20 protein-coding genes and 1 tRNA gene are annotated in these 26,053 nt (G+C 63.5%); 6 read left to right on the top strand and 15 right to left on the bottom strand.

Going from position 1 to position 26,053, the window contains the following annotated elements; translation table 11 throughout:
* The first annotated feature begins 26 nt into the window (after positions 1–26).
* Together F2P46_RS30650 and F2P46_RS30645 are read left to right on the top strand one after the other, a co-directional pair.
* On the top strand, positions 27–758 hold the full coding sequence (locus tag F2P46_RS30650; RefSeq protein ID WP_166897517.1) for a hypothetical protein: 732 nt from the start codon (positions 27–29) through the stop codon (positions 756–758).
* A gap of 91 nt (positions 759–849) precedes the next feature.
* The gene (locus tag F2P46_RS30645; protein WP_166897514.1) at positions 850–2,718 is read left to right on the top strand and encodes a DUF3857 and transglutaminase domain-containing protein; all 1,869 of its coding nucleotides are present in this window, start codon (positions 850–852) and stop codon (positions 2,716–2,718) included.
* Positions 2,719–2,727: 9 nt separating this feature from the next.
* Here F2P46_RS30645 and pth read toward each other — a convergent pair whose 3' ends face one another.
* The 7 genes from pth to F2P46_RS30610 form a co-directional block, all read right to left on the bottom strand.
* Positions 2,728–3,312 (bottom strand): aminoacyl-tRNA hydrolase, encoded by a 585-nt coding sequence (gene pth, locus F2P46_RS30640; protein WP_166897511.1) that lies wholly within the window; start codon positions 3,310–3,312, stop codon positions 2,728–2,730.
* Positions 3,313–3,424: 112 nt separating this feature from the next.
* Complete coding sequence (locus F2P46_RS30635; protein WP_166897509.1) at positions 3,425–4,063, bottom strand: 50S ribosomal protein L25/general stress protein Ctc; 639 nt, start codon at positions 4,061–4,063, stop codon at positions 3,425–3,427.
* Between the two features lie 203 nt (positions 4,064–4,266).
* Positions 4,267–5,217: a ribose-phosphate pyrophosphokinase gene (locus F2P46_RS30630; RefSeq protein ID WP_054265879.1), complete on the bottom strand. Its 951-nt coding sequence runs from the start codon at positions 5,215–5,217 to the stop codon at positions 4,267–4,269.
* 154 nt (positions 5,218–5,371) lie between these two features.
* Positions 5,372–5,448, bottom strand: a tRNA-Gln gene (locus F2P46_RS30625).
* A gap of 64 nt (positions 5,449–5,512) precedes the next feature.
* Complete coding sequence (gene ispE, locus F2P46_RS30620; RefSeq protein WP_166897506.1) at positions 5,513–6,418, bottom strand: 4-(cytidine 5'-diphospho)-2-C-methyl-D-erythritol kinase; 906 nt, start codon at positions 6,416–6,418, stop codon at positions 5,513–5,515.
* A 1-nt stretch (position 6,419) separates the two neighbouring features.
* Positions 6,420–7,028: an outer membrane lipoprotein LolB gene (locus tag F2P46_RS30615; RefSeq protein ID WP_166897504.1), complete on the bottom strand. Its 609-nt coding sequence runs from the start codon at positions 7,026–7,028 to the stop codon at positions 6,420–6,422.
* A 43-nt stretch (positions 7,029–7,071) separates the two neighbouring features.
* Positions 7,072–8,889, bottom strand: coding sequence for a tetratricopeptide repeat protein (locus F2P46_RS30610; protein WP_166897501.1), 1,818 nt, complete (start codon positions 8,887–8,889; stop codon positions 7,072–7,074).
* Between the two features lie 99 nt (positions 8,890–8,988).
* Here F2P46_RS30610 and mutM point away from each other — a divergent pair, with 99 nt between their 5' ends.
* The 3 genes from mutM to mutY are packed head-to-tail and all read left to right on the top strand — an operon-like array spanning position 8,989 to position 12,898.
* Positions 8,989–9,822: a bifunctional DNA-formamidopyrimidine glycosylase/DNA-(apurinic or apyrimidinic site) lyase gene (gene mutM / locus F2P46_RS30605; RefSeq protein WP_166897499.1), complete on the top strand. Its 834-nt coding sequence runs from the start codon at positions 8,989–8,991 to the stop codon at positions 9,820–9,822.
* Positions 9,823–9,872: 50 nt separating this feature from the next.
* On the top strand, positions 9,873–11,807 hold the full coding sequence (locus tag F2P46_RS30600) for a dynamin family protein (protein WP_166897496.1): 1,935 nt from the start codon (positions 9,873–9,875) through the stop codon (positions 11,805–11,807).
* Positions 11,804–12,898, top strand: coding sequence for an A/G-specific adenine glycosylase (mutY, locus tag F2P46_RS30595; protein ID WP_166897493.1), 1,095 nt, complete (start codon positions 11,804–11,806; stop codon positions 12,896–12,898). Before F2P46_RS30600 ends, mutY begins: the two co-directional genes overlap by 4 nt.
* 12 nt (positions 12,899–12,910) lie before the next feature.
* Here the strand turns inward: mutY and F2P46_RS30590 are convergent, their stop codons facing one another.
* From F2P46_RS30590 to F2P46_RS30555, 8 genes are read right to left on the bottom strand one after another with little or no spacing between them, the layout of a single operon-like run.
* Positions 12,911–14,047: a deoxyguanosinetriphosphate triphosphohydrolase gene (locus F2P46_RS30590; RefSeq protein WP_166897490.1), complete on the bottom strand. Its 1,137-nt coding sequence runs from the start codon at positions 14,045–14,047 to the stop codon at positions 12,911–12,913.
* Between the two features lies 1 nt (position 14,048).
* On the bottom strand, positions 14,049–15,731 hold the full coding sequence (gene aroKB / locus F2P46_RS30585; RefSeq protein WP_267875899.1) for a bifunctional shikimate kinase/3-dehydroquinate synthase AroKB: 1,683 nt from the start codon (positions 15,729–15,731) through the stop codon (positions 14,049–14,051).
* Entirely contained in the window at positions 15,728–17,917 is a 2,190-nt protein-coding gene (locus tag F2P46_RS30580) for a hypothetical protein (RefSeq protein WP_166897487.1), read from the bottom strand. The genes aroKB and F2P46_RS30580 overlap by 4 nt, the downstream gene beginning before the upstream one ends.
* A 29-nt stretch (positions 17,918–17,946) precedes the next feature.
* Positions 17,947–20,103: a type IV pilus secretin PilQ gene (gene pilQ, locus F2P46_RS30575; RefSeq protein WP_229509523.1), complete on the bottom strand. Its 2,157-nt coding sequence runs from the start codon at positions 20,101–20,103 to the stop codon at positions 17,947–17,949.
* Between the two features lie 47 nt (positions 20,104–20,150).
* Complete coding sequence (locus F2P46_RS30570) at positions 20,151–20,690, bottom strand: pilus assembly protein PilP (protein WP_166897485.1); 540 nt, start codon at positions 20,688–20,690, stop codon at positions 20,151–20,153.
* Entirely contained in the window at positions 20,687–21,367 is a 681-nt protein-coding gene (locus F2P46_RS30565) for a type 4a pilus biogenesis protein PilO (RefSeq protein WP_166897482.1), read from the bottom strand. Before F2P46_RS30565 ends, F2P46_RS30570 begins: the two co-directional genes overlap by 4 nt.
* 18 nt (positions 21,368–21,385) lie before the next feature.
* The gene (locus tag F2P46_RS30560) at positions 21,386–22,036 is read right to left on the bottom strand and encodes a PilN domain-containing protein (RefSeq protein ID WP_166897479.1); all 651 of its coding nucleotides are present in this window, start codon (positions 22,034–22,036) and stop codon (positions 21,386–21,388) included.
* On the bottom strand, positions 22,036–23,109 hold the full coding sequence (locus F2P46_RS30555) for a pilus assembly protein PilM (protein WP_166897583.1): 1,074 nt from the start codon (positions 23,107–23,109) through the stop codon (positions 22,036–22,038). Before F2P46_RS30555 ends, F2P46_RS30560 begins: the two co-directional genes overlap by 1 nt.
* 352 nt (positions 23,110–23,461) lie before the next feature.
* Between F2P46_RS30555 and F2P46_RS30550 the strand changes: the two genes are divergently transcribed.
* Positions 23,462–25,804 carry a penicillin-binding protein 1A gene (locus tag F2P46_RS30550; protein ID WP_166897476.1) on the top strand — a complete coding sequence of 781 codons (2,343 nt, stop codon included), beginning with the start codon at positions 23,462–23,464 and terminating at the stop codon, positions 25,802–25,804.
* The last annotated feature ends 249 nt before the right edge of the window (positions 25,805–26,053 follow it).

Here is a 26,053-nt window from a genome sequence, read left to right as displayed (position 1 = left end):
AACACAGCGCACTTCCAGCAGCGCCCATGCCGGTCGACGGCCACGTACAATGGACGGCTCCCGCCGCAAGCGGACCGACCAATCTCAATGGAAGCAATCACATGACCTGGTACGCAAGCGAAGTTTTTGCACGATGCAATGACGCCTTGTTATCCGCAGTACGCAACGATCCGCTGCTGGCCGCACATGCCTATTTGATCGATGCCCCGGTCGAATACACGCTTCATGACGAACCCGGCGTGTTCGCGCCGCCGGAGGGCGGGCTGTTAGTCATCCGGCCGGTGTGCGATCCCGACACGGATTGCGCCGAATGGCATTCATCCGAGGTGTTGTCCTGGCACGCGCTGGCGGGCCAGGCGCACACGCCCGTCCTCGCCCCCGAGTCGCTCGGAGGACATGTGGACAGCGACTTACGCGACGAACTGCCTCCGGACGATTTCTTCCGCTACCTGAAGGAACTGAGCATCGCGCACAAGGCCGACCTGGTCTATTTTTATTGCTACATGTGGGGCGGCGACACGGAAATCGAGTACGCATCGTTCTTCGGCCGGCGGGAGGAGGTGTCGTTCGTGGTCAAATCGGGGGTGCTCTCCCAAGTGGCGCGCAACGATCCGAACAACGCGCTCAGGGTGGTGGAACTCGATTTGCTGTCGGACGCACTGTCGTACCTGGGGGCGCCGCTCGCTTCGCCGTTCTGCATCTTGCACACGCGCAGCTTTCCCTGGGAATCGTTCAGGCTCCGGGTCCCGGCCCTGTAACGCCGGCGACCCGAGCACGATTGCGGCAAGTCAAATGCGGCCACATCGGCCTGCGTAACATGATCGGCTGATGTCTCATCCGGAGCCCTTCATGCCCACTTGCCTTGCCGCAGTATTGAGCACCCTCCTCCTTCTTGCCAATAACGGCGCAGCCGCCGCCACCGCCGATACCGGCACCGATCCGGCAATCGTCATCGATAAATACCTCCAGCATTACGTGGTCGAGACCGACGGCGGCTACCGCCTCACGGTCGACAATATCAAGACCATCGTCCTGCCGCGCGCGCTGCAGGCGCACAGCCAGTATGTGATCAGCTACAACACCAGCCTCGACGACATCAGCGAGCTCGAGGCTTTCACCATCAAGCCGGATGGCCGGCGCATTGCGGCGCCGCCGCCGCAGATCAAGGACCAGCAAGACCCGGCCGCGAGCGAGGCGCCCATGTTCCAAAACGCGCGCCTGAAAATCATCGCCTTTTCCGATGTCGCGGTGGGCGACCAGGTGGCCGTGCGTTACGTTCTAACGCGCAAGAACGCCTTGTTTCCCGGCCACTTCGAGGACTTGTCCTCATCGCAGTTTTACGCGAGCAAGCAGTTTCACCTGATCTACGACATGCCGGAATCGATGACTTTATACGCCGATGCGGTCGGCTTCGCGCCGGTGCCGGCCGCCAGCGCCGCCAGCGCCGCCGGGCGCAAGGTCTACCAGTGGAAATATATCAGCGGCCCGAACCGGCGTATCGAGTCGGACTCGGTCAGCTATCTCGATTACGGCAAGCGGCTGGCGGTGTCGACCTTTCCCGACTACGCCGCCTTTGCGCGCGCCTGGCGCGCGCGCGCAAGGACGCAGGCAGCGGTCACCCCGGCCATCGCCGCGCTGGCGCGGGAAGTGACGGCCGGCCTCGACACCCCGCGCGCGAAAGCGCTGGCCCTGTCGGAATGGGTGCGCCATCACATCGGCTACGTGCCGCTGCCCATCGGCGCGGGCGGCGTGGCGCCGCATCCGGCCGCCACCGTGCTGGGTAACCGCTACGGCGATTGCAAGGACCACGCGATCCTGCTCGAAGCCTTGCTCGGCGCGGCCGGTATCGACAGCAGCGCCGCGCTGGTCAACAGCAGCAATGCCTACCGCCTGCCGCACGCGCCCACCTTGGGCATCTTCAATCATGTGATCACGTATATTCCAGCGCTCGGGCTGTACCTCGATGCCTCCTCGGATTCGGTCGAGGCCGGCTATTTGCCGTCCGCCCTGCTCGGCAAACCGGTGCTGCTGGCCGCCAGCGCCACGCTGGCGCGCACGCCCTCAATGCAGCCGGAATTCAACCGCATGCTGGCGCGCGTCGAGGTCGGACGCAACGGGAGCGGCCGCCTTGACGTGGTGCGCACGGCCAGCGGCGCGCTGGCCGAAGCGTACCGCCAGGCCGTGCGCGACACGGCGCCCACCGAGCGTGCGCGCTTCGTCGAGCGCATGCTGCAAGCGCTGGGCCAGCATGGCGACGGCCGTTTCGACGCCGGCCTCGTCGATGGCGCGGGGGACGAGTACCGCATGGGTTTTGCGGGCGTGAGCGACAATCTGGCCGACCTGCCGGGCCCTGCCGGCGTGGCGACCAGCTTCAATTTCTGGGGCGGCACGGCCGAATCGGTGGCGGCCATGGCGGAGGAAAAGAGGCGCACGCAGGATTTCATCTGTCCCGCGCTGGACGCCGCCGACGAAACGGTGATCACCTTCGCGCCCGGCATCCGCATCCTGCCGCTGCCGCAAGCGCTGTCCGTGAACGCGGCCGGCCTGTCGTACCAAGCCGCCTACGCGCGCCAGGCGAACCGGGTGCTGGTCACGCGCAGCCTGCGCTTTCGCCATGCCGGCAGGACCTGCACCCCGGCCGATTACCTGCGCATGCGCGCGCCGCTGGAGCGCATGTTGCGCGACCTGCGCAGCCGGATCATCGTCAAAGCCGGCTAAAACCCGGCATCAGGCGGTATGCAACTGCATTGTCGCGATATCGAACTTGCCTTCGACCGCCAGCGGCAGGATGCGCAGGCTCTTGTCGATGCTGTCCTCGATCAATATTTGCTCTTCCTTGCGCGGCCGGTGCAGCACGAAGTCGGCCACCGGCTGCTGCGAACCCAGGGTGCGTGGATGGCCGATGCCGAGCCGCAAGCGCCAGTAATCCTGGGTTCCGAGCGAGGCGGTGATGCTCTTGAGGCCGTTATGCCCGCCGCTGGAGCCGCCCTTTTTCATCTTGACCACGCCGGGCGCCAGGTCGAGCTCATCATGCACGACCAGCACCTCGTCGGGAACGATTTTGTAAAAACGCGCCAGCGCGCCCACCGATTGCCCGGACAGGTTCATGAAGGTTTGCGGTTCGAGCAAAAACACTTCCTGGCCGGCGATCGTGATTTTCGCCACGAAGGCGTTAAAGCGCGACTCGCGTTGCAGGCGGCAGCCAGGCAGGCTGTTGGCGAGCTGGTCGACCAGCCAGAAACCGGCGTTGTGGCGGGTCTGTTGATACTCGGGGCCGGGATTGCCGAGGCCGACGATCAGGCGAATGGGCATGGTGTTCTACTCAAAATAGTGGAATGCAAGGATAACAGACGATAAAAAACCCGCTGGGCGCAAGGCCAAGCGGGTTTTTCTCCGACACGCCGCTTGCGCGGCGCGCGAATGATTACTTCTTGCCCTTGCCTTTGGCAGGAGCAGCGGCAGGCGCGGCTTCAGCAGCGGCGGCATCGGCTTCAGCCGACACTTGGCCAGCTGGAACAGCAGCGGTAGCAACGGTTGGGTTCTTGCCGTGGGTGATCGCGGACACGCCTTTTGGCAGGACCAGGTCAGCAACGTGGATCGAGTGACCGACGTCGATGTTGGTCAGGTCAACGGTGATGAACTCTGGCAGGTCGGTTGCCAGGCACGACACTTCCAACTCTTGCAGCACGTGCGAAACGATCGCGCCGTGCAGTTTGACCGCTGGCGAGACGTCGGCGTTGACGAAGTGCAGGGCGATTTTCTTGTGCAGCTTGCTGTTGGCATCGACGCGCTGGAAGTCAGCGTGCAGGACCAATTGCTTAAATGCGTGCATCTGGAAGTCGCGCAGCAGCACTGGCTGGGTTTTGCCGTCGATTTCCATTTCCAGGACCGAGCCGTGGAACGCTTCTTTTTTCAGTGCGTGGTACAGAGCGTTGCCGTCCAGTTGGATCATGACAGGGGCTTCAGCGCCACCGTAGATGATACCTGGGGTTTGACCAGCGATACGCAGGCGGCGGCTCGCTCCGGACCCCTGCAGATTGCGATTGAATGCGATAACTTTCATGTGTTGCTCCAAAAAGTGCGGGGCTTGATCGCCCTGCGGTGTGAGCGCCCCCGCGACCAGGGGTACTCGAAAACGGCCACCCTGGGGTCGCCGGAAAAATGGGTACTGAAATAGACTTCAGGGTGGCAGGACCGGGAGCTGACTGCTCCCGCCTTGCCACCCTGCGAATCGGGTACTTCTATCGACTCGATCAGTCGCGCAGTTTAGTCGATAAACAGGGACATCACCGAATCGCCCTTGCTGATACGCTTGAACGTTTCAGCGAGCAGCGGTGCGCAGGTCAGCTGGCGAATCTTGTCGCACGCCAGGCCGGCGGCCGACAGGGGAATCGTGTCGGTGACCACCAGTTCGTCCAGCGGCGAAGCCGAAATGCGGTCGATCGCGGGACCGGACAGCACCGGGTGCGTGCAATACGCCACCACTTTCTTGGCGCCGCGCTCCTTGAGCACTTCGGCGGCCTTGGTCAGGGTGCCGGCGGTGTCGACCATGTCATCCATGATCACGCAGTTACGGCCTTCGACTTCACCGATGATGTTCATCACTTCCGACACGTTCGCCTTCGGGCGACGCTTGTCGATGATGGCCAGGTCGCAGCCGAGGCGTTTTGCCAGGGCGCGTGCGCGCACCACGCCGCCGACGTCCGGGGACACCACCAGCAGGTCGTCGTAATTGCGTTTTTGCAGGTCGCCCAGCAGGATCGGGGAAGCGTAAATATTGTCAACCGGGATATCGAAGAAGCCCTGGATCTGGTCCGCGTGCAGATCCATGATCAGGACGCGCTCGACACCGGCTTTTTCCAGCATGTTGGCCACCACTTTGGCCGAAATGGCCACGCGCGCCGAACGTGGACGACGGTCCTGGCGGGCATAACCAAAATAGGGGATCGCCGCGGTGATGCGGCCGGCGGATGCGCGCTTGAGGGCGTCGACCATCAGGATGATTTCCATCAAGCTGTCGTTGGTCGGCGCGCAGGTCGATTGCAGGACAAAAACGTCTTTACCGCGGACATTCTCGTTGATCTCGACCATGACTTCGCCATCCGAGAACTTGGAGACGACTGCTTTTCCGAGAGGGATGCCGAGATTTTTTGCGACTCCTTCAGCCAGCGCAGGGTTTGCGTTGCCGGTAAAAACCATCAGGTTTTCGTAAGCCATGGGAGTCCCAAGAGGTAAGCGTTGATTTCTTTGAATGATGTCGCCGGACAGAACCGGCCGGCTGACGCTAAGCTAACAAGTGACTCGCGAGAGCGAGGCCACCGAGTCCGCCTGCTGGACGCACACTTCGCATCGACAGACCAGGCAAAACGAATGGCAGGGGAACAAGGATTCGAACCTTGGTATGCTGGAATCAAAATCCAGTGCCTTAACCAGCTTGGCGATTCCCCTACGCAACTGACTGCTTGTCGTCACACTTGACATTTTATCGTCAAACACAACGCCAGGCCAAATTCTATTCTATAACCGCACTAACTTGCAACACCGTGTTGAGAGGATGATGCATCAGCGCTTTCGCTTTCCATGCTTTCCAGATGGCGGGCACTTGTTGAAGTACCGCGTCCGCTTCCGTTTCGCTGGAAAACGCGCAAAATACACACGCTCCCGAGCCAGTCATCCTGGCGTCACCGTGAGCCGAGAGCCAGTCGATCGCCTGTGCTACCGGCGGGAACAAACTCACTGCCACTGCTTGCAAATCATTTCTTCCGAACCCCTTGAACACTGTGTGCTTCATGGTGTGTCTGGAAAAGTCCGTTATTATGATCGGCGAAGTGTCCCTTGTCAAATGTTCTGAGCAAAATATTGCTGCGGTCGGAACGGCGACCCCTGGTTCGATCACCACATACCAGCAATCGGGCGCCGCGACCGGCTGCAGCGCCTCGCCCACGCCTTCGGCAAAGGCGGTCTCGCCAAAGATGAAAAACGGAATGTCGGCGCCCAGCGGCAGGGCCAGCGCCATCAATTCTTCGCGCGTCAACCCGGCCTGCCACAGGACGTTGGCCACCATCAGGGCGGTGGCGGCGTCCGAGGAGCCGCCTCCGAGCCCGCCACCCATCGGCAGGCGCTTGTCGATAGCCACGTCGATCCCGGGCGGCAGGCGGCCATGGCGGCGCTCGCAGGCCGCTTGCAGCAGCAGCAGCGCGCGCACGATCAGGTCATGCTCTTGCGGCACGCCCGGCACGTCGGTGGTGCGGCAAATGCGATGGTCGGCGCGCAAGTCGAAGTGCAGCAGGTCGCCATGGTCGACCATCTGGAACACGGTCTGCAGCAGGTGGTAGCCGTCGGCGCGGCGCCCGTTCACGTGCAGGAACAGATTGAGCTTGGCTGGGGCCGGGCAGTCATGCAGGGAAGTACGCCGCATATCAGCCCTGCGGGTCGATCACGATGCGGATTTCCATCGCTTCCACGGTGGCGCTGGCCACGCGGGCGACGTCGATGCGCTTCGGCGCCCGCTTGGCCGCGCCGGCGTCTTGCCAGCTTACGTAGGTCAGGCGCCAGCCGTCGGCGGTGGTGACGGTGTTGGCGGCCGGGGACGCGGCAAAGCGCTGGCCGTCGGCGCCGGTGGCGTAGCCTTGCAGCCAGTCGCGCAGGCCCGACACCGGCAGCGACCAGCCCAGCGTTTGCGCGGTCAGGCTGTCGATGTCGCGCGCCACGCGCGGGGCGCGGTCGCCTTGCGTCAGGGTGGCCGACTCGGGCGTGACGGTGATCGTGGCGATGGTCTGGCCCAGCGGCGAGGCCAGGCTGACGTTGACGGCGGACGGCGTCTGGACCCAGTTGAACTTGCCGGTCAGGGTCTCGGTCTGGCCATCTTTTTGGTAGTTCACGGTCAGGCGGCCACCGAGTTCGATGGCGTCGCGGTAGGCCGCCACGCTATCTTTGGACAGCTTGGCGTCGGGCGTGGCGCAGGCGGAGAGGAGCGCGCTGGCAGCGAAGACCCAGGCGAGCACGAGGAAGCGGTTTTTAAGCATCATGGCAGTGGGGCGGCGTGAGGAAGATGCGCGGCATTATGACCCATCACAGCTTGAGCTGCAGCCGTGCGAGCGTGCTCTTGAGCGTATCGTTCTTGGGATCCTTGGCGCGCGCTTCGCGCCACAGCTGCTGGGCGTCGGATTTCTGGCCCTTGTGCCACAGCACTTCGCCCAGGTGCACGGCGATTTCGACATCGTTGCGCAGGGCGTAGGCGCGGCGCAGGTGGGCCTCGGCTTCGTTCAGGTTGCCCAGGCGGTACTGGACCCAGCCCATACTGTCCATGATGAAGGGATCGGCCGGGGCCATTTTCAGGGCCTTGTCGATCAGCGCCAGCGCTTCGTCCAAGCGCACATTGCGCTCGGCCAGCGAGTAACCGAGCGCGTTGTAGGCGTGGTGGTTGTCCGGGGCGAGCTGCATGACCTGGCGCAGGTTTTTTTCCATCACCTCGACCTTGCCCATTTTTTCGGCCAGCAGGGCAAAGTCGTACAACAGGTCGGGATTGTCAGGGAAGCGCGCAACGCCCTGCTCCATCGCGGTGTACGCCTCCTCCAGTTTGCCGGCGTCGCGCAGGATCTGGCTTTGCACCAGCACCACTTGCACCTGCTGGGCCGGCTCTTCGGTCTTGAGGTCGGACAGGAAGGCGCGCGCGCCCGCCAGGTCGCCCTGCTTGCCGATCAGCTGGGCCGTACGCAGCTGCGCCGCGAACCAGGTCGGCGCGTCTTCCTGGTCGACTTTTTCGAGCCAGGCGCGGGCGGCGGGAATATCGCCGCGCTCGTCGGCCAGTTGCGAGAGCATCATCAGCACCTTGGCCGGATCGCGCTCGTCGCTCGGGTTCTTGTCGAGCAAGGCGACGAAGCTGGCCAGGTAGGTTTCGGCCGAGGCCGGGTCGTTCAGCTGCATCGACAAGATGCCCAGCGCGTACAGCGTGGCCGGATTGTCGGGCTGCTCCTTGAGCAGGGCCACGAATTGCTTGCGCGCCGCCTCGTACTGCTTTTGCGTGACGAGGATGCGGGCGTGGGCGGCGCGCACTTCGCGCGCACCCGGATTGGCGGCAAGAAACTTGGCCAGCAAGGCGGCCACGTCGGCCTGCTCGCCGCTGACCTGGGCCAGGGTCAGCACGGCGATTTCGGAATCGGGCTTGATGCGCAGCGCCTCCTGGGCATGGCCCAGCGCCACGTCGTTGGCGCCGCGCGTGTAGGCCGACTGCGCCAGCACCACGCGCGCTTCGCTCATCGTGCTGTAGGGCGCGAGCAGGCGCTCGAGCAGCGCGCCGGCGGCGGCCTTGTCGCGCGCGCGGGTCAGCAATTGCTGGATCTGGTACATGACCAGGCCGCGGTTGGCCGGCGGCGCGTCGCGCAGGCGCGCGGCGAACAGCTGGCCGGCTTCGCCCAGGTCGTCGGCCATCACCGCGGCGGCGATGTAGTACTGGGTCGCTTCGTCGGAGTCGGGCGCCAGTTCGCGCCACAGGCGGATCGCGGCCAGCGATTCCTTGCCCTGCTGCGCGGCCTGGGCCATTTCGGCGGCGCGCTGCGCCAGGCGCGGGTCGCGCGTTTGCTGGGCCAGGCCCATCAGGGTCATGTAGGGCGCCTGCCAGACGCCGCCGCGAAATTCGAATTCGGCCTTCATCAGCTTGTAGAGCATGTCGCGGGTCAAAACGACCTTGGGCAGCTTGAGGTCAGGGGACGGCTCATCCGGCGCGGCGGCGCGTTCGCCTTCGGCAAGAACCTCGGCGGCCGATGGCATGGGGGCGTCGGCAATGGCCGGCGCGGGCGCGGGCGCGGGGGCCTCGGTGTGAGGCGTGGGCGCCACGGCGCACGCCGAGAGCAGGCCGGACAGGGTTACAATGACGAAAGCGTTTTTCAAGGTGGTTCCAGAATGACAGCGATTATTCCCGATTCTACGCCCAAGCCACGCTTCGCGTGCAGAACCACCGCGTCATCAACATGAATCTGCGTATCCGACATGCCTGAACTGCCCGAAGTAGAAGTCACCCGGCGCGGCGTCGCGCCCCATATCGATGGCCGCATCGTCGAGCACGTCCTGACGCGCCGGGAAGGCTTGCGCTGGCCGTTCCCGCCGGGCTTGTCCGAGCTGCTGGCGGGGCAGCGGATTTTGCACACCGGGCGGCGTGGTAAATACTTGCTGATCGCCTTCGATCATGGCACCCTGATCATTCATCTGGGCATGTCCGGCCACCTGCGCGTGCTGCCGCTGGACACGGCGGTGAAAAAACACGACCATTTCGACCTAGTCGTGGCCAGCGACGGCGGTGCGCAAGTGCTGCGCATGAACGATCCGCGCCGCTTCGGGGCGGTGCTGTGGCATCCCGCCGATGACGGCGAACTCGACCAGCACCTGCTGCTGCGCGGCCTCGGCGTCGAGCCTTTGGGCGACGGGTTTTCGGGCGAATTGCTGTACCGCGAGACGCGCAAGCGCTCGGCGCCGATCAAGCAGGTGCTGCTGGCGGGCGATATCGTGGTCGGCGTGGGCAATATCTACGCTTGCGAGAGCCTGTTTCGGGCAGGAATCAACCCGAAAACGCCGGCCGCGCGCATCGGCCGCGAACGCTACAACAGGCTGGCCGAGGCCATTCGCCTTATCCTGTCTGAGGCTATTGTGCAAGGGGGCAGCACTTTACGTGACTTTATTGCTGTAAATGGGCAATCGGGCTATTTCCAACAGACATATTTCGTCTATGATCGTGCTGGAGTGCCTTGCCGCAACTGTGGGGCAGAGATTCGTCAGATCAAGCAGGGGCAGCGGTCGACTTTTTATTGTGTAAATTGTCAAAAATGACAATCGAGCAGGATTCGCAAGAACCTGTACGCGAGGGCAATGTGAGCATAATGGTGCAAGATTTCGAGCAGTACAGCGCGTGGCGCCAGGACGTGGCGATGGCGCTGGAAAAGTATCAAGGGTGGGTCACTGCGGCTGAACTGACCGACGCGGCAACCGAGCAGCGCATCGCGCGCGCGCTGGCGCGCCTGGCCGACGACCGGCTGTCGGTGGCCTTCGTGGCGGAGTTCTCGCGCGGCAAATCCGAACTGATCAACGCGATTTTCTTTGCCGATTACGGCCAGCGCATCCTGCCCTCGGCGGCCGGGCGCACCACCATGTGCCCGACCGAGCTGATGTACGACCCGGCGTTCCCGCCCTGCATCCGCCTGTTGCCGATCGAAACGCGCGCCAGCAACCTGTCGACCAGCGATTACCGCGACGATCCGGCCGCCTGGACCGTGCTGCCGCTGGCGCTCGACGCCGGCGAGGAAATGCACGAGACCTTCAAGCAGGTCAGCATGACCAAGCATGTCAAGGTCGAGGAAGCGAAGCGCTACGGCCTGTTCGACGAGACCGATCCGGACGTCGCCGCCACGCTCGACGACAACGGCATGATCGAAATTTCGCTGTGGCGCCACGCGATCATCAACTTCCCTCACCCGCTTCTCAAGCAAGGCCTGGTCATCCTCGACACGCCTGGCCTGAACGCGATCGGCACCGAGCCGGAACTGACCCTGAACCTGATTCCGAACGCGCACGCGGTGCTGTTCATCCTGGCCGCCGAAACCGGCGTGACCAAGAGCGACATCGAAGTCTGGCGCACGCACATCGGCGCCGGCGCCGGGCGCATCGTGGTCATGAACAAGATCGACGCCATGTGGGATGAGCTCAAGACCGAGGATGAAAACGACGCCGAGATCGAGCGCCAGCAAACCACCGTGGCGCACATGCTGGCGTTGGAGCCGCGCCAGGTGTTCCCGGTGTCGGCCCAAAAAGCCCTGGTCGGCAAGATCAACGGCGACATGGCCTTGCTGGAAAAGAGCCGCCTCGGCGCGCTCGAAGCGGCCCTGTTCAACGAACTCATTCCGGCCAAGCAGGACATCATCCGCAAGCAGCTCTCGGACGACCTGAACGCGGTGGTCGGCACCCAGCAGGCGACCATCGGCGCGCGCATCCGCGACATCGTCGAGCAGCTGCAGGAACTCAAAAGCCTGCGCGGCAAGAACCAGGGCGTGATCGCCCACATGATGCGCAGGGTCGAGGTCGAGAAGAAGGAATTCGACGGCAGCCTGTTCAAGCTGCAGGGCACGCGCGCGGTGTTCGCGCGCCTGTCGACGGAGCTCTACACCACGCTCGGCATGGACATCGTGCATAAAGAAATCGCCGCCGTGCGCGAAGCGATGGCGGCATCGCGCTTCGTCACCACCGGCATCCGTGGCCCGGTCAAGCACTTTTTCGACCAGGCGCGCGCCAATCTCGACATCTCGAACCGCAAGATCGCCGAGATCAGTGAGATGATGGAAATGATGTACCGAAAATTCGCCGCCGAGCATGGCCTGAGCCTGGCGGTCCCGATGACGCTTTCGCTCGACAAGTACCGCAAGGAGATCGACGCCATCGAAGAGGTGTACGTCAAGCAGTTCGGGACTACCACCCTGTTAATTACCAGCCGCGACGCCGTCATCGAGCGCTTTTTCGATTCGATCGCCTCGCGCGTGCGGCGCAGCTACCGCGCCGCCAACGCCGACGTCGAAGCATGGCTGAAGGTGATCATGTCGCCGCTCGAAGCGCAGATCCGCCAGCACAAGGACCAGCTCAAGCACCGCCTGGCGTCGATCCAGCGCATCCACGACGCCACCGACAGCCTGGAAACGAAGATCGAATCGTTCGAAGCGAGCCAGTTCGCGCTGGAAAAGGTCAAGGGACGCCTGAACGACTTGGCGGGCAACGTGGACGCGGCCATGCAGCGCACCACCGCGCAATCATTCGAAGCGGCTGCGTGAAAAGACTGACCGAGTTCGGGCAGCTGGAAGACCCCTCGTTTTCCGCTGCCGTCATCAACTGGCAGAAGTTGCACGGACGCCACGCCCTGCCGTGGCAAAACACGCGCGACGCTTACCGCATCTGGCTTTCCGAGATCATGTTGCAGCAAACGCAGGTGGCTGCGGTGCTGGCCTACTATGCACGCTTCCTGGAACGCTTCCCCACCCTGCACGACCTGGCTGCGGCGCCGTCGGAAGACGTGATGGCGCAGTGGAGCGGCCTTGGCTACTACACGCGGGCGCGCAACCTGCACGCCTGCGCCAAGAGGGTGGTCGACGAATACGGCGGCGTGTTCCCGAGCGAGCCGGCGCTGCTGGCCGACCTGCCCGGCATCGGGCGGTCGACGGCGGCGGCCATTTCCGCGTTCTCCAGCGGCACGCGCGCCGCCATTTTGGACGGCAACGTCAAGCGCGTGTTCGCGCGCGTATTCGGCATCGATGAATTCCCGGGCGTGAAAACGGTCGAAGATGGCTTGTGGCGACGCGCGCAAGCGCTGCTGCCGCTTGACGGCATCGAAGCGTACACGCAAGGCTTGATGGACCTGGGCGCCACGCTGTGCACGCGCGGTAAACCCGATTGCGCGCGCTGCCCGCTGCAGGACCGCTGCGTGGCCTACGCCACCGGCCGCACGGCGGAACTGCCGGTGCGCAAACCGAAAAAGACCATCCCCGAAAAACAAGCCGCCCTGATGGTGGTGATCGAGGGCGGCCAGGTGCTGCTCGAACAACGCGCGCCGAGCGGCATCTGGGGCGGCCTGATGTCGCTGCCGGAAGTGGACGGCCATGCGGTACGCGGCACGCTCAGCGTCGACGCTGTGGCCCCGGCTGCCAGTGGGTTCGGCGACGTCGAAGAAATTCATACACTGCTGCCGCTGGTGCACGTGTTCACGCACTACCGCCTGCACATCGCGCCGTTCCAGGTGACCTTGGCGCAGCGTGCGCCGTTGGCGGCCCCCTATCTCTGGTGGGACCTGGCGCGCATCGACAGCGCGCCGCTGCCGGCGCCGGTCAAGAAACTGCTGCTCGACCTGAGCGCCCCCTCGCTGTTCTGACTATCGATCCGACTACAGATCGTCGAGCGAGAAGATGCGCCGGTGTTCGCGGATCGCATAGCGGTCGGTCATGCCGGCGATATAGTCGGCGATCTTGCGCGCCTGGCGCGTGACATCCCCGCCAGCCAATTGATAATCGGGCGGCAGCAGCACCGCTTCGGCCATGAAGGCGTCGAACAGTTCGCGCACGATGCGGCTCGCTTTCACGCGCATCCGGTTCACCTTGAAATGGCGGTACAGATTGGCGCGCAGGAAGCGCTTGAGTTCCGTCGCATCCTTGCGCATCGGGTCGGAAAAGCGGATCAGCGGGCCGCTGGCGCGCACCGCATCCAGGTCGGCCGGCGCGGCTTCGGCCAGCAGCACGCCGGACGTTTCGATCAGGTCGTCGGCCAGCACGGTGATCAGGCGGCGCAAGGTTTCGTAAATGGCGCGCCGGCCCGACAAGCCCGGATAGGCCTTCTGCACATCGTGCCAGCGGCGCGCGAAAAAATCGACTTCCTCGAGCTGCGCGATGGTGATCAGGCCCGAGCGCAAGCCATCGTCGATATCGTGGCTGTTGTAGGCGATTTCGTCGGCCAGGTTGGTCAACTGCGCTTCCAGCGAGGGCTCGGTGCGGTCGATGAAACGCTGCGCCACGGGGCCGAGCAGTTTGGCGTTGGCCAGCGAGCAGTGCTTGAGGATGCCCTCGCGCGTATCGAACATCAGGTTCAGGCCGTCGAAGGCGCCGTAGTGCTCTTCGAGTTCGTCGACCACGCGCAGGCTTTGCAGGTTGTGTTCGAACCCGCCATGGTCTTTCATGCATTCGTTGAGCACATCCTGGCCCACGTGGCCGAACGGCGTGTGGCCCAGGTCATGCGCCAGCGCGAGCGCTTCGACCAGGTCTTCGTTCAGGCGCAGGTTGCGCGCCATGGAACGGCCGACCTGCGCCACTTCCAGGCTGTGCGTCAGGCGCGTACGGAACATGTCGCCCTCGTGATTGAGGAAGACCTGGGTCTTGTATTCGAGCCGGCGGAAGGCCGAGCAGTGGATGATGCGGTCGCGGTCGCGCTGGAACTGGCTGCGCGACGCATGCGAGGTTTCGGGATGGCGCCGGCCGCGCGCCGTCTCCGAATGCACGGCGTACGGGGCGAGGTGGGCGTCCGGGCTCATGTCAGCCGACGCAGGCGGCCAGGGTGGCCAGCAGTTGCTCGCGCGGGGCGCTGGTGATGTTCGGGCTGCCCAAAGGCTTCATCAGGATGAACTTGATGGCGCCGCCTTCGTTTTTCTTGTCCACTTCCATCAGTTCGAGCCAGCGCTCGGTGCCGAGGTCGGGCGCCACCGTCGGCAGGCCGGCGGCGCCGACCAGCGCGCGCATGCGCGCCACGGTGGCCGCGTCGACCAGCCCCAGCCGGTGCGACAGGTCGGCCGCCATGACCATGCCGCAACCGACCGCTTCGCCGTGCAGCCAGGCGCCGTAGCCCATGCCCGCTTCGATCGCGTGGCCGAAGGTGTGGCCGAAATTGAGGATGGCGCGCAGGCCGCCCTCGCGTTCATCCTGGCGCACCACCTCGGCCTTGATTTCGCAGGAGCGCGAAATGGCGTGCGCCAGCGCGTGCTGGTCGCGCGCCATCAGCTTGCCGATGTTCGCTTCGATCCAGTCGAAAAACGCGGCGTCGATGATGGCGCCATGCTTGATCACTTCGGCCAGGCCCGCCGACAGTTCGCGCGGTGCCAGGGTGTCGAGCGAGGCGGTATCGGCCAGCACGGCGCGCGGCTGGTAGAAGGCGCCGATCATGTTCTTGCCCAGCGGGTGGTTGATGCCGGTCTTGCCGCCGACCGAGGAGTCGACCTGCGAAAGCAAGGTGGTCGGCATCTGCACGAACGGCACGCCGCGCATGTAACTGGCGGCGGCATACCCGGTCAGGTCGCCGATCACGCCGCCGCCCAGGGCCACCATGGTGGTCTTGCGGTCGCACTTGTGCTCGAGCAGGGCGTCGAAGATGGTCATCAGGCTGTCCCAGCTCTTGAACTGTTCGCCGTCGGGCAGGATGATTTCGAGCACATCGCGCCCGCAAGCGCGCAGCGGCGCGGTCACGCGCTCGAGGTACAGCGGGGCCACGGTGGTGTTGGTCACGATGGCGACCTTGCGCCCGGCGATATGACGCTCGAGCAGGGCCGGGTCGGACAGCACGCCGGCGCCGATGGTGATCGGGTAACTGCGTTCGCCCAGGTCGACGTTGAGAAAGATCCGGGATGGTTCGGTGTTCGCTTGTTGCGATGCTGCTGCTGCGTTCGATGGTGGCATATGAGACCCGCGCGCTGTTCTCGCGGCGGCTGGGCCGAGCGCGGACAGTTGCGTCAGAATTGTTTGGACCATCGATTGTACGTTAGGTCGGCCCGTGTCGATCACCAGGTCGGCAATCTCGCGGTACAGCGGCTCGCGCTGGGCCGTCAATTCTTCGAGTTTCTTGCGGGGGTCGGCCGTTTGCAGCAAGGGCCGGCTTTTGTCGTGGGTGGTGCGCAGCATGATGCTGTTGACGCTGGCGCGCAGGTAAACCACGCGGCCACGTTGTTTCAGATAGGCGCGGCTGGCGGAATCGAGCACGGCCCCGCCGCCGGTGGCGAGGACGAGCCCGTCCTGCGCCGTCAGGTCACGGATGACCTCGGCCTCACGGCGACGAAAACTCGCCTCGCCTTCGATTTCGAAAATCCACGGGATGGTCGCGCCCGTGCGGGCCTCGATCTCGTGGTCGGAATCGACAAAACGTTTACCGAGCTTCCTGGCAAGAATACGGCCGATGGTGGTTTTTCCCGCCCCCATCAGCCCTACCAGGAAGATGTTCTCCGATTTCAAGGATTTACCGGACCCGACCTAAAGCCTTTCGCGTACGACTTGCCGCGTGGCGTCGTGGTCTTGATGGAGAATTCGCCACCGGCACAGCTCGCTTCTGCCTTGATGTTGACCCAGTGCTCGGTGCCGCCCAGGCGGTTGGTCGAGCCAACCAGGTTCGGCGAGACGCTTTGCGGCACGACCTTGTCCGAATCGCCGGCGCTGACCGTGGTGCCGCTTGGCAGCGGGTTGTTATTGACGTCGACGATGCGGAAGAACAAGACCTGGTTCGAGCAACTGGCACCGCTCAGGCCAGCAACGATATCGACCGGGCCATCGGCCGTGGTCCAGTCGCGCAAGCTGCCGTCTTGGTTGAGGTACTGGCGGATGAAAGTCGGCTCATCGCCGCTGAAGACGATTTCGGCCTCGCGCCAGATGTAATTCAAGCCCCACTGCTGGTTACCCGTGGCGCTGTAGGCGTTGCGATTGTAAGGGAACGGCAGATCGCCCTTGGCGCTGTTGTACTCTCTGACGGTTTTACCAGTCCTGATGAGCGTGTTGCCCCCTGGATTGCCACGGATGACTGCATGCTCGCCGGTGTTGAGGAATGGATCGCCCTGGTCGCCGAAGGTTTCGCCCGTGGTAAGCGTGCAGCTGTCGACCAGCGGACGGTACGGAGTCGGGTCGGCCGGATTGGCAAGGATCGGCTTTGCGCAGCTATACAAGCCATCGCCATTGGTATCGATAAAGTCTTCAATGCCCTGGACGTAGGCCAGCACGGTCACGCGCCCGTTGACGGGACGGAAAGCCTGGCTCTTGAGGTCGACCGTGCAACCGCCGCCCTTGGTTTTGCAACCGCCTTCGTCAGGCGTGGCGATCGCGCCGCCTTCGGTGACGAAATTGATAGCGGTGTTGTCGGAGATCGGATTGCCGTATTGGTCGGCCATCAGCACGGTGACCTTGGAGATCGCGGAATCGTAGTTCAGGCCGTCGATATTGTAGCTGTCGGCGCTGAGCGACATCGATTTCTGGATCGGCAGGCCGGTCGAAATGATCAGGCTGTCGGACAGGCCGCTGATGGTGGTGCCGTTGCGCGTCGCTTGGGCAACCACGCGCACTGGCGTCGGGATCGTGCCCGAGGCGACGGTGGTGGTGACAGCGCCGGTGGCGTCGGAAGTGGCCTTGGCCGGTTGCACGACCAGGCCGCCGGTGGTGGTGGTCGCGGTGAAGGTCACGTCCACGCCAGGCAAGCCGATACTGTTCTGGTCGAGCACGCGGAAGGTCAGGATGGCCGATTCCTTGCGGCCCTGGCCGCCGGAGCCGCGCAGGACGATCGAGCTGCCCACCAAGTCCGAACCGACGAACTGGATGGTGCCGATGTTGGCCTTGCCCACATTGATGTTGATTGTCTGGTTGAAATTGCCGAGCGACACGGTGATGGTGTCGGTCACGCGCAGGCAACCCTTGTTGGTGTAGGTAACCGACTGCACGCCCTTGTCCAGCGCGCCCAGCACCAGGCTGGCGGTGCCGTCGTTACTGCACAGGGAATTGATGGTCAGGCCGGGTGCGGTGGTCGCCGCCACGTTGCCGGTGGTAATAGGAATCTGCAGCAGGGCGGTGCCGAAGGCCGGCAGGATCGCGCCGTCTTTGCGTTCCGGCACGAAGTCGATCTTGCCGAGCGTCAGTGGGGCCGCGCCGACGGCCAGGTTGATCCCGCCACTGACCGCTTTGCCGCCGGCAACGGCGGTAGCGGCGATATTGACAGCGCCGGCCGAGGTGACGCTGGCCGGCTTGACGGTAATGACCGCCACGCCCGAGGCGTCGGTCAGTGCCGAGCCCGACACTGGCGTGAATTGCAGCAAGGTCTCATCGGTGGCGAATTTCACGACCTCGTTCGCGGCGGCGTTGCCCTTGGCGTCGAGCACGGTGACTTTCACCTGGCCCGCCTGGCCACCCGACAGGGTGGTGATCGCGGTGCCGCCGGCGTCGACCAGTTGCACAGTCATTTTCGGCTCGGCCGGCACCACCGGGGTGGTCGGCGTCGGGGTGCCGGTACCCGGGGTCGGGGTGGTGGTGCCTGGCGTGGTCGAGCTCGTTCCGCCAGGATTGCCTCCGCCGCCGCCGCAGGCCGCCAGGGCCGTGGCCACGGAGACGCAGGTCAGCAAGCGGACCGGATTGGCAAAAGCGCGTTGTAAATAGGTGGGCAGCATGTTAATTCCTGATTAAATGTATTCGGGTGTTAGCGCGTCGACAGGCGATCTGCGACGATTTTCGGGGTGATGAAGACCAACAGTTCGGTCTTGGTGCTGGTGCGGGCGGTGGTCTTGAACAGATTGCCCAGGACCGGCAGGTCGCCCAGCAACGGCACCTTGGTCACGTTACTGGTTTCGGCTTGCTGGTAGATACCGCCCAGCACGACCGTACCGCCGTTTTCGACCATCACCTTGGTTTGCACGTGCTGGGTGTTGATCGCAAAGCCGGCGCGCGTTTCATCGCCCTTGGTATCCTTGTTGACGTTCACTTCCAGCACGACGTTGCCGTCAGGCGTGATCTGCGGGGTCACTTCGAGGCGCAGGTTGGCTTTCTTCCACTCGATCGAGGTGGCGCCGCTGCTGGTCGATTTTTCGTACGGCAGTTCGATACCCTGCTCGATCACGGCCACGTTCTTGTCTTCGGTGACCACGCGCGGGCTGGAAATGATCTTGCCCTTGCCGTCCGCTTCCAGCGCCGACAGTTCCAGGTTCAGGAAGCGGTTCGAGGCGGCCGAGAACAGGCTGGCGGCCAGCGAAGCGGCCGGGTTGCCGGCGATGCCGGCCGCAGGCAGGTTCAGCATGGTGGTATTGGTGTAGCCATCGCCCTTGTCCGGGGTCTGGCCGGTGACCTGGCCGATGCCGACCAGGTTGCCGCCGATAGCGACGCGCTCGTTGCCGCGGTAAGCGTAGCCGGAATTACCGCCGCGCAGGGTGCGCAAGTCGGCAAAGCCGATCTTGGCGCCCAGGTTGCGGGAAAAGCCGTCATTGGCTTCGACCAGGCGCGCTTCGATCAGCACTTGCTTGGAGGGGACGTCGGTTTTCTGGATCAGCTTGCGCAAGTCTTCCAGTTTCGAGGCAATATCGGTAATGAACAGCTGGTTGGTGCGCGGATCGATCACGGCGCTGCCGCGTTTCGACAGCACGCGCGAGCGGTTGTCGCTGCCCTCTTCCTTTTGCGAGCCGTCGGCACTGATGCCGAACACGGTGCGGAAGGCTTCGGCCTTCTGGTAGTTGAGCTGGAAGATTTCCGACTTGAGCGGCTCGAGATCGGCGATCTGGGCGCGCTGTTCGAGTTCCAGCTTTTCCTTGGTCAGCAGTTCATCCTTGGGCGCGATCCACAACACCGAACCGTTCTTGCGCATGTCCAGGCCCTTGGCTTGCAGCACCACGTCGAGCGCCTGGTCCCATGGCACTTCTTTCAGGCGCAAGGTCAGGTTGCCGCTGACCGAATCGCTGGTGATGATGTTCAGGCCCGAAATGTCGGCGATCGCTTGCAGCGCGGCGCGCACTTCCACGTTCTGGAAGTTGAACGAGATTTTCTCGCCGCGATAACCCTGGGTGCCCTGGGTCAGCTTGTTGGTGTCTTCCTTGATCGGCTTGACGTCGATCACCAGCTGGGTATCGCTCTGGTACACGGTCTGTTCCCACAGGCCGCGCGCTTCGACCGTCATGCGCACATTGTCGCCCTGGGTCACAGTGGTGATCTGCGAGACCGGGGTGCCGAAATCGGTCACGTCCAGGCGCCGGCGCAAGGTTTCCGGCAAGCCGGTTTTCATGAAATCGACCACCACGGTGTTGCCGACCTGGCGTACATCGACTGCGACCTGGCTGTTCGGCAGGTCGACCACGACCCGGCCTTCGCCGTTGGCGCCGCGGCGGAAATCGAGGTCGCGCAAGACCTGGCGCCTGGCGCCCTGCGGCGCCGGCAGCGGGGCCGAGGAGGACGAGACGCCGTTCAGGACCGGCTGGCCGGCGCTGTCGACGGCCTGGGCCACGCCGCCGGAACCGTCGATGGTGACGATGATCGACTTGCCATCGATGGCGGTGGCGTAGTTGAGCGGACGCTTGAGATTGAGCACGAGGCGCGTGCGGGCGCCGGCCTGGACCACGTTAATGCCACGCACGTCGGCCAGGTTCACGTCCTGGGCCGTCTTGCCGGTGGCATTGACCGTGGCGCCGAAATCGAGGGCGATGCGGGTCGGATTGGTGATCGAAAAACCGATCGGCAGCTTGGTCGGGGCGTTTTTCATCGCCACGTTCACCACCACGTTCGAGCCCTGCTGGTTGGCCGTGATCGATTCGATCGCGTTCTCTTGCGCCATGGCGCTGTTGGCGCCGAAGGCCAGAGCCAATAATGCGCCCATGCGGATCACCGTGCCCATCAGCGCGGTGCCATTCATTCTCAGTGCGATCATTTCTTCTCCTTACTTTCCTGCAACTCTAGCTTGGTGGGACGTTCGATCCATTCGCCGCCGGCATCCTGGACCGTTTCCTTGATACTGATTGCTTCATCGCTCACGCCGGTGATGATGCCGAAATTCTGGCCCACCCGGTCGCCTGGCTTGACGTGGTACATGGTCTTGTCGATCTGTACCAGCGCGTACATGACGCCTTTCGATTTCATGCTGCCCACCATTGACATGGTATCGAGCGGGAACGCCTCGAGCACTTCCTTGGGCCGGTTGTCATCCGGCTTGAGCGGGTTGTTCGCGTTCGAGGAGCGGGCCAGCTCGGCCAGCAGCTTGTTCGGGTCGTAAGGATCAATCTGGCCGACGGTGCTGTAGGCGAACGGCACGAAGGTGGTCGGCTCGGTCAGCGGTGGCACGTCGACCTTGGTTTCCTTCTTGGTCTGCTCCATCCACTGGTTCACTTCCTGGACGTCGCTGTCGCCGCAGCCGGCCAGCAGGCCGGCGCCGATCAACAGCGCGAGGCAATGGCGTTTGATGATCATTTGGCTGCCCCTTTGCCGGCCGCGGCCAGCTTGTCGCGGTCCGAGCGGATCTTGCGCTGCGCATTGGCTTCTTCGGGGTCGAGGTAGCGGAAGGTCTTGGCGACCGCTTCGAGCACCAGGCCGCCATCCTTGTTGGCCGACAGCGACATATTGTTGAGCGTGACGATGCGCGGCAGGTTGGCCATGTCGCTGGCGAAGGCGCCAATGTCGTGGTAAGACCCGGTCACGCGGATATCGATCGGCAGTTCGGCGTAGTAATCGCGCACCACCACCTGGCCCGGCTTGAACAGGTCGAACGACAGGCCGCGGCCGACGCCGGCCTGGTTGATGTCCGACAGCAGGGCCGCCATTTCCGCCTTGCTCGGCAATTGCTTCTGCAGGCGCTCGACGTACTGGTCGACCTGGGCTTTCTGGGCGATCAGGGCCTCGAGGTTGATGGCCTGGGCGACCTTGGTCTTGTACTCGGCCTGCAAGGTCAATTCTTTGGCGGCGAGCGCGTCATATTCTTCGAACTGGGTGCTCCAGTAGAGGAAATGGCCGCCCGTGATGACGGCCGCCATGACGGCGATACCGCACAGGATGCGCGGCGCGAGCGGCCACTGTCCCGGCGGGCGGTCGCCCAGGTTCTGGAACTGGGAGCTGAGCGAGCCCCCCATCGATTTCAAATCTTTAGTCATTCTTTCAATCCGATCTGGCTAAGGGGCCGCTGTCGCGGGAGCCGGCGAGCCGGAGGCGGCAGTGGCGCCGGCGAGCGGCTTCTGGCCCGGCTTGAGCGCTTCATTCTTCTCGCGCTGGCGCTTGATGAACAGGTTCAGCGTAAATTCGACGACTTTCTTGCCGGTTTTACTCTGCGCCAGTTGCGCCGCGCGCACCTCGGTCAGGTCGGGACGTTCGAGCCATGGGGAATTGCCGGCGATATTGCGCAGCAGTTCAGCCACCCGTTCCTGCGACTGGGCGAAACCACCGACGGTGACCCGCTGGCCCTCCTGCTTGAAGGTCTTGAGGTACACCCCCTGCGGCGTCTGCCTGACCAGTTCGTCGAGCAGGTAGACCGGCTGGTTGCGCTCGCCCTGCAAGTCTTCGACCGCCTGCTGGCGCGCCTTGAGCGCTTCGATTTCCTGTTTCAGGTTGGCGATTTCGGCGATCTTCTTGTCGAGTTCGAGGATGGCCGCGACAAACGCGCCATTGCGTTCTTCCTGGATCGAGATGCGGCGCGCGTTGTAACCGCCGACGGCGATCACGACCAGCACGCCGAGCACGGCCGACAAGGCCATCAGGGCGATAAAGGCGCTCTTCTTTTGCTTGCGCTTTTCTTCCCGGTGGGGAAGCAGGTTAATCTTAATCATCAGCCAAACCTCCGCAGTGCCAACCCGCAGGCGACAAGGTAGGCGGGAGCCTCGCTGCGCAGCTGCTGCTCACGCACGGACGGACCGAGCGACATGCCCTTGAAGGGCGATACCACCGCGCTGGAAATCTTGGTGCGGCTGGCCACGATGTCGAGCAGGCCGGGAATGAGCGCGCAGCCGCCGGCCAGGAACAGCTGGTCGATCCGCGTGTAGGGCGTCGAGGTATAGAAGAACTGGATCGCGCGGGTCACTTCGAGCGCCGCGTTTTCCAGGAAGGGCGCGAGCAGGTCGGACTGGAAGTTGTCGGGCAGGTCGCCCGCTTTCTTCTTGGCGTCGGCTTCGTCGAAGGACAAGCCGTACGAGCGCACGATATCCTGGGTCAGCTGGTTGCCGCCGAAGGGTTGCTCGCGCTCATAGATGGTCTCGCCGTTGAGCATGACCGAAATATGCGTGACCTGGGCGCCGATCTGGAACAGCGCCACGATCTGGCCGGTGGAACCCTTCATCTGCGAGGTCACGCGTTCGAGCGCGGCGCGGGCGGCGTACGATTCGATGTCCATCACCACTGCGGTCAGGCCGGCCGCTTCGGCGATCGCCACGCGGTCCTCGACCTTTTCCTTGCGCGAGGCGGCCAGCATGACGTCGATGTCGTCGGCCGAATTGGCGGCCGGTCCGATCACGTCGAAGTCGAGGCTGACCTCATCGAGCGCGAAGGGAATATACTGGCTTGCCTCGGACTCGACCTGGATCTCGAGCTGGTCTTCGGACATGCCGGCCGGCAGGATGATCTTTTTGGTGATCACCGACGCCGGAGGCATGCCGAGCGCGACCAGCTTGACGCGGGTGCCGCTTTTCTTCCAGACGCGGCGCACCGCCTCCGAGACCTGCTCGATATTTTCGATATTGCCGTCGACAACCGCGCCACGCGGGAACGGTTCGGACGCATAGCGTTCGAGGCGCAGCTCGTTTTTGCCGACCACGACCAGCTCCACCAGGCGCACGCCCGACGTGCTGATGTCCAGGCCGAGCAACGGCGGGCTGGATTGACCGAACAAGGAACCTAAATTGACCATCAAGACCGTACTCCCTTACCTACCTATAATCAATGCTTACGCTGCAAAACGGGCCTTGCAGAACCAAAAATGAAGTGCCCGACGCGGGGGAATTTGCTACAAAACCGCCATTTAGCATCTATACATAAGGCAGTACATTAAATCGTAGCAATAAGCGTGATCCCATGTAAAGGTATTTCTGTTTTGAAATTTTATGCCTGTGGGCTGGAATACGACACTCTGTGAACTGCTCGTCATCACAGTTGTCGGAGGGGTACAAATGTTCCTAAAGGCAAGTACTCGGCAGGCTGCCGCAGGCAGTGGCGGTGCATTATAATGAGGGGCACCCATAAAAGCGAAAGATTCGACCCGCATGAGCCCTTCCAAAACGGACGCCAGCAACACCTCCCCCGCGCGGAAGCGCTCGCCCAAGCGACTGTTGTTAATTGTCCTCGGGAGTCTGGTCGGCACGGCCCTGGTGGGCTTGTTGATCGTGGTCTTCGCGCTGGCCATGGCGTACCCGAATCTGCCGCAACTCGACACCCTGACCGACTACCGTCCGAAGATGCCTTTGCGCATTTTTTCGGCCGATAATGTGCTCATCGGCGAGTTTGGCGAAGAGCGCCGCAACCTGGTGCACATCAAGGATATTCCCGAGATCATGAAGAAGGCGGTGCTGGCGATCGAAGACGACCGCTTCTACCAGCACGGCGGGGTCGACTACACCGGCATCCTGCGCGCGGCCGTGCACAACGCCACCGGCGGCGCCAAGCAGGGCGCCTCGACCATCACCCAGCAGGTGGCGCGCAATTTCTTCCTCTCGAGCGAGCAAACGCTCAAGCGCAAGGCCTATGAAGTGCTGCTGGCCTGGAAGATCGAGCAAAGCCTGACCAAAGACCAGATCCTCGAGGTCTACATGAACCAGATCTACCTGGGCCAGCGCGCCTACGGTTTCGCCTCGGCGGCGCAGATCTACTTCGGCAAGAACCTGAAAGACATCACCGTGGCCGAGGCGGCCATGCTGGCCGGCCTGCCCAAGGCGCCGTCGGCCTACAACCCGGTGGTCAACCCGAAACGCGCGCGCACGCGCCAGCAATACATCCTGCAGCGCATGCACATGCTGGGCTACATCACCCCGGCCCAGTTCGAAACGGCCAAGGCCGAGAACTTGCGCATCAAGTCCGACAGCAGCGAATTCGGGGTGCACGCCGAGTACGTGGCCGAAATGGCGCGCCAGCTGGTGTACGAGCAATTCAAGGAAGAAACCTATACGCGCGGCCTGAACGTCTTCACCACCGTCACCAAGGCCGACCAGGATGCGGCCTACCTGGCCCTGCGGCGCGGCGTGATGGACTACGAGAAGCGCCATCCGTACCGCGGTCCGGAAGCGTATATCGACATTCCCAAGTCCAAGGAAGAAGCCGACGAAGCGATCGAAAACGAACTGGCCGAGCATCCCGACAGCGACGACATCATCGCCGCCATGGTGCTGGAAGCGACGCCCACCGGCATCACGGCGGTGACCGCCTCGGGCGAGGAAGTCAAGATCAGCGGTCCGGGCCTGGCATTCGCCCAGGGCTGGTTATCGAGCAAGGCCGCGGCCAACCGGCGGGTCAAGCGCGGCGCCGTGATCCGCATCAGCCAGGATGGCGGAACGGCCTGGTCGGTCACCCAGATGCCGCAGATCGAATCGGCGTTCGTCGCGGCCGACACCACCGATGGCGCGATCCGCGCGCTGGTGGGCGGTTTCGACTACAACCGCAACAAGTTCAACCACGTCACCCAAGCCTGGCGCCAGCCCGGTTCCTCGTTCAAGCCCTTCATCTACTCGGCCTCGCTCGAGCGCGGGCTGTCGCCGGCGACCATCATCAACGACGCCCCGATCTCGTTCGACGCCGGCCAGACCGGCGGCCAGGCCTGGGAGCCGAAGAATTACGACAGCAAGTACGAAGGACCGATGACCATGCGGCGCGGGCTGACCAAGTCGAAGAACATGATTTCGATCCGCATCCTCAACAAGATCGGCGCCAAGTACGGCCAGGAATACGCCACCCGCTTCGGCTTCGAGGCCGAGAAGAACCCGCCCTACCTGACCCTGGCGCTCGGTTCCGGCTCGACCACGCCGCTGCAACTGGCCGGCGCCTACGCAGTGTTCGCCAACGGCGGTTTCCGGGTCAGTCCCTACCTGATCTCGAAGGTTACCGACAGCAACGGCAAAGTGTTGTCGCAGGCAACGCCGGACAAAGCGGGCAATGAGGAGAACCGGGTGATCGATGCGCGCAATGCCTTCCTGGTCGACAGCATGCTCAAGGACGTGGTGCGCTACGGCACCGCCACCAAGGCACTGGCGCTCAAACGCACCGACGTGTCGGGTAAAACCGGCACCACCAACGATTCGATCGATGCCTGGTTCGCCGGTTACACGCCGAAACTGGTGGGGATCGCCTGGATCGGCTACGACCAGCCCAAGAACCTGGGTAACAAGGAAACCGGCGGTGGACTGGCCCTGCCGATCTGGATCGGCTTCATGCAAAAGGCGCTCAAGGGCGTGCCGAACGAGGAACGGGTGGTGCCCGAAGGGCTGGTGATGGCCGGCGACGACTATTACTATGCCGAGAATCCACCCGGCACGGGAGTGCAGAGCCTCGACATCGGCGCGCGCGGCACGCCGGCCGAGGAAAAGGTCAAGGACGCGGTCAAGAACGAGCTGTTCTGACGCAGGCAAGGCGGAAGCGGTGTAAAACCGGACAACCGGGGTCAGACCCCAACCGGCAACACGGTGTAAAACCGGACAACCGGGGTCAGACCCCAACCGGCAACACGGTGTAAAACCGGACAACCGGGGTCAGACCCTGACCCTTCCCCTCAAACGTCATATGTCTTGATCATATTTCGTAGCTGGGTGAGGGCCTGAGCAAGCTCATGAAGAGTCATTCGCTTTTGATGCTCCTCGATCCAACGACGA

It is taken from the genome of Massilia sp. CCM 8734 (assembly GCF_011682155.1).
Classification (GTDB): Bacteria; Pseudomonadota; Gammaproteobacteria; order Burkholderiales; family Burkholderiaceae_D; genus Telluria_A; species Telluria_A rubra.
The sequence above is the reverse complement of the archived record's forward strand: the minus strand, read 5'-3'. Positions and strand labels throughout refer to the sequence as shown.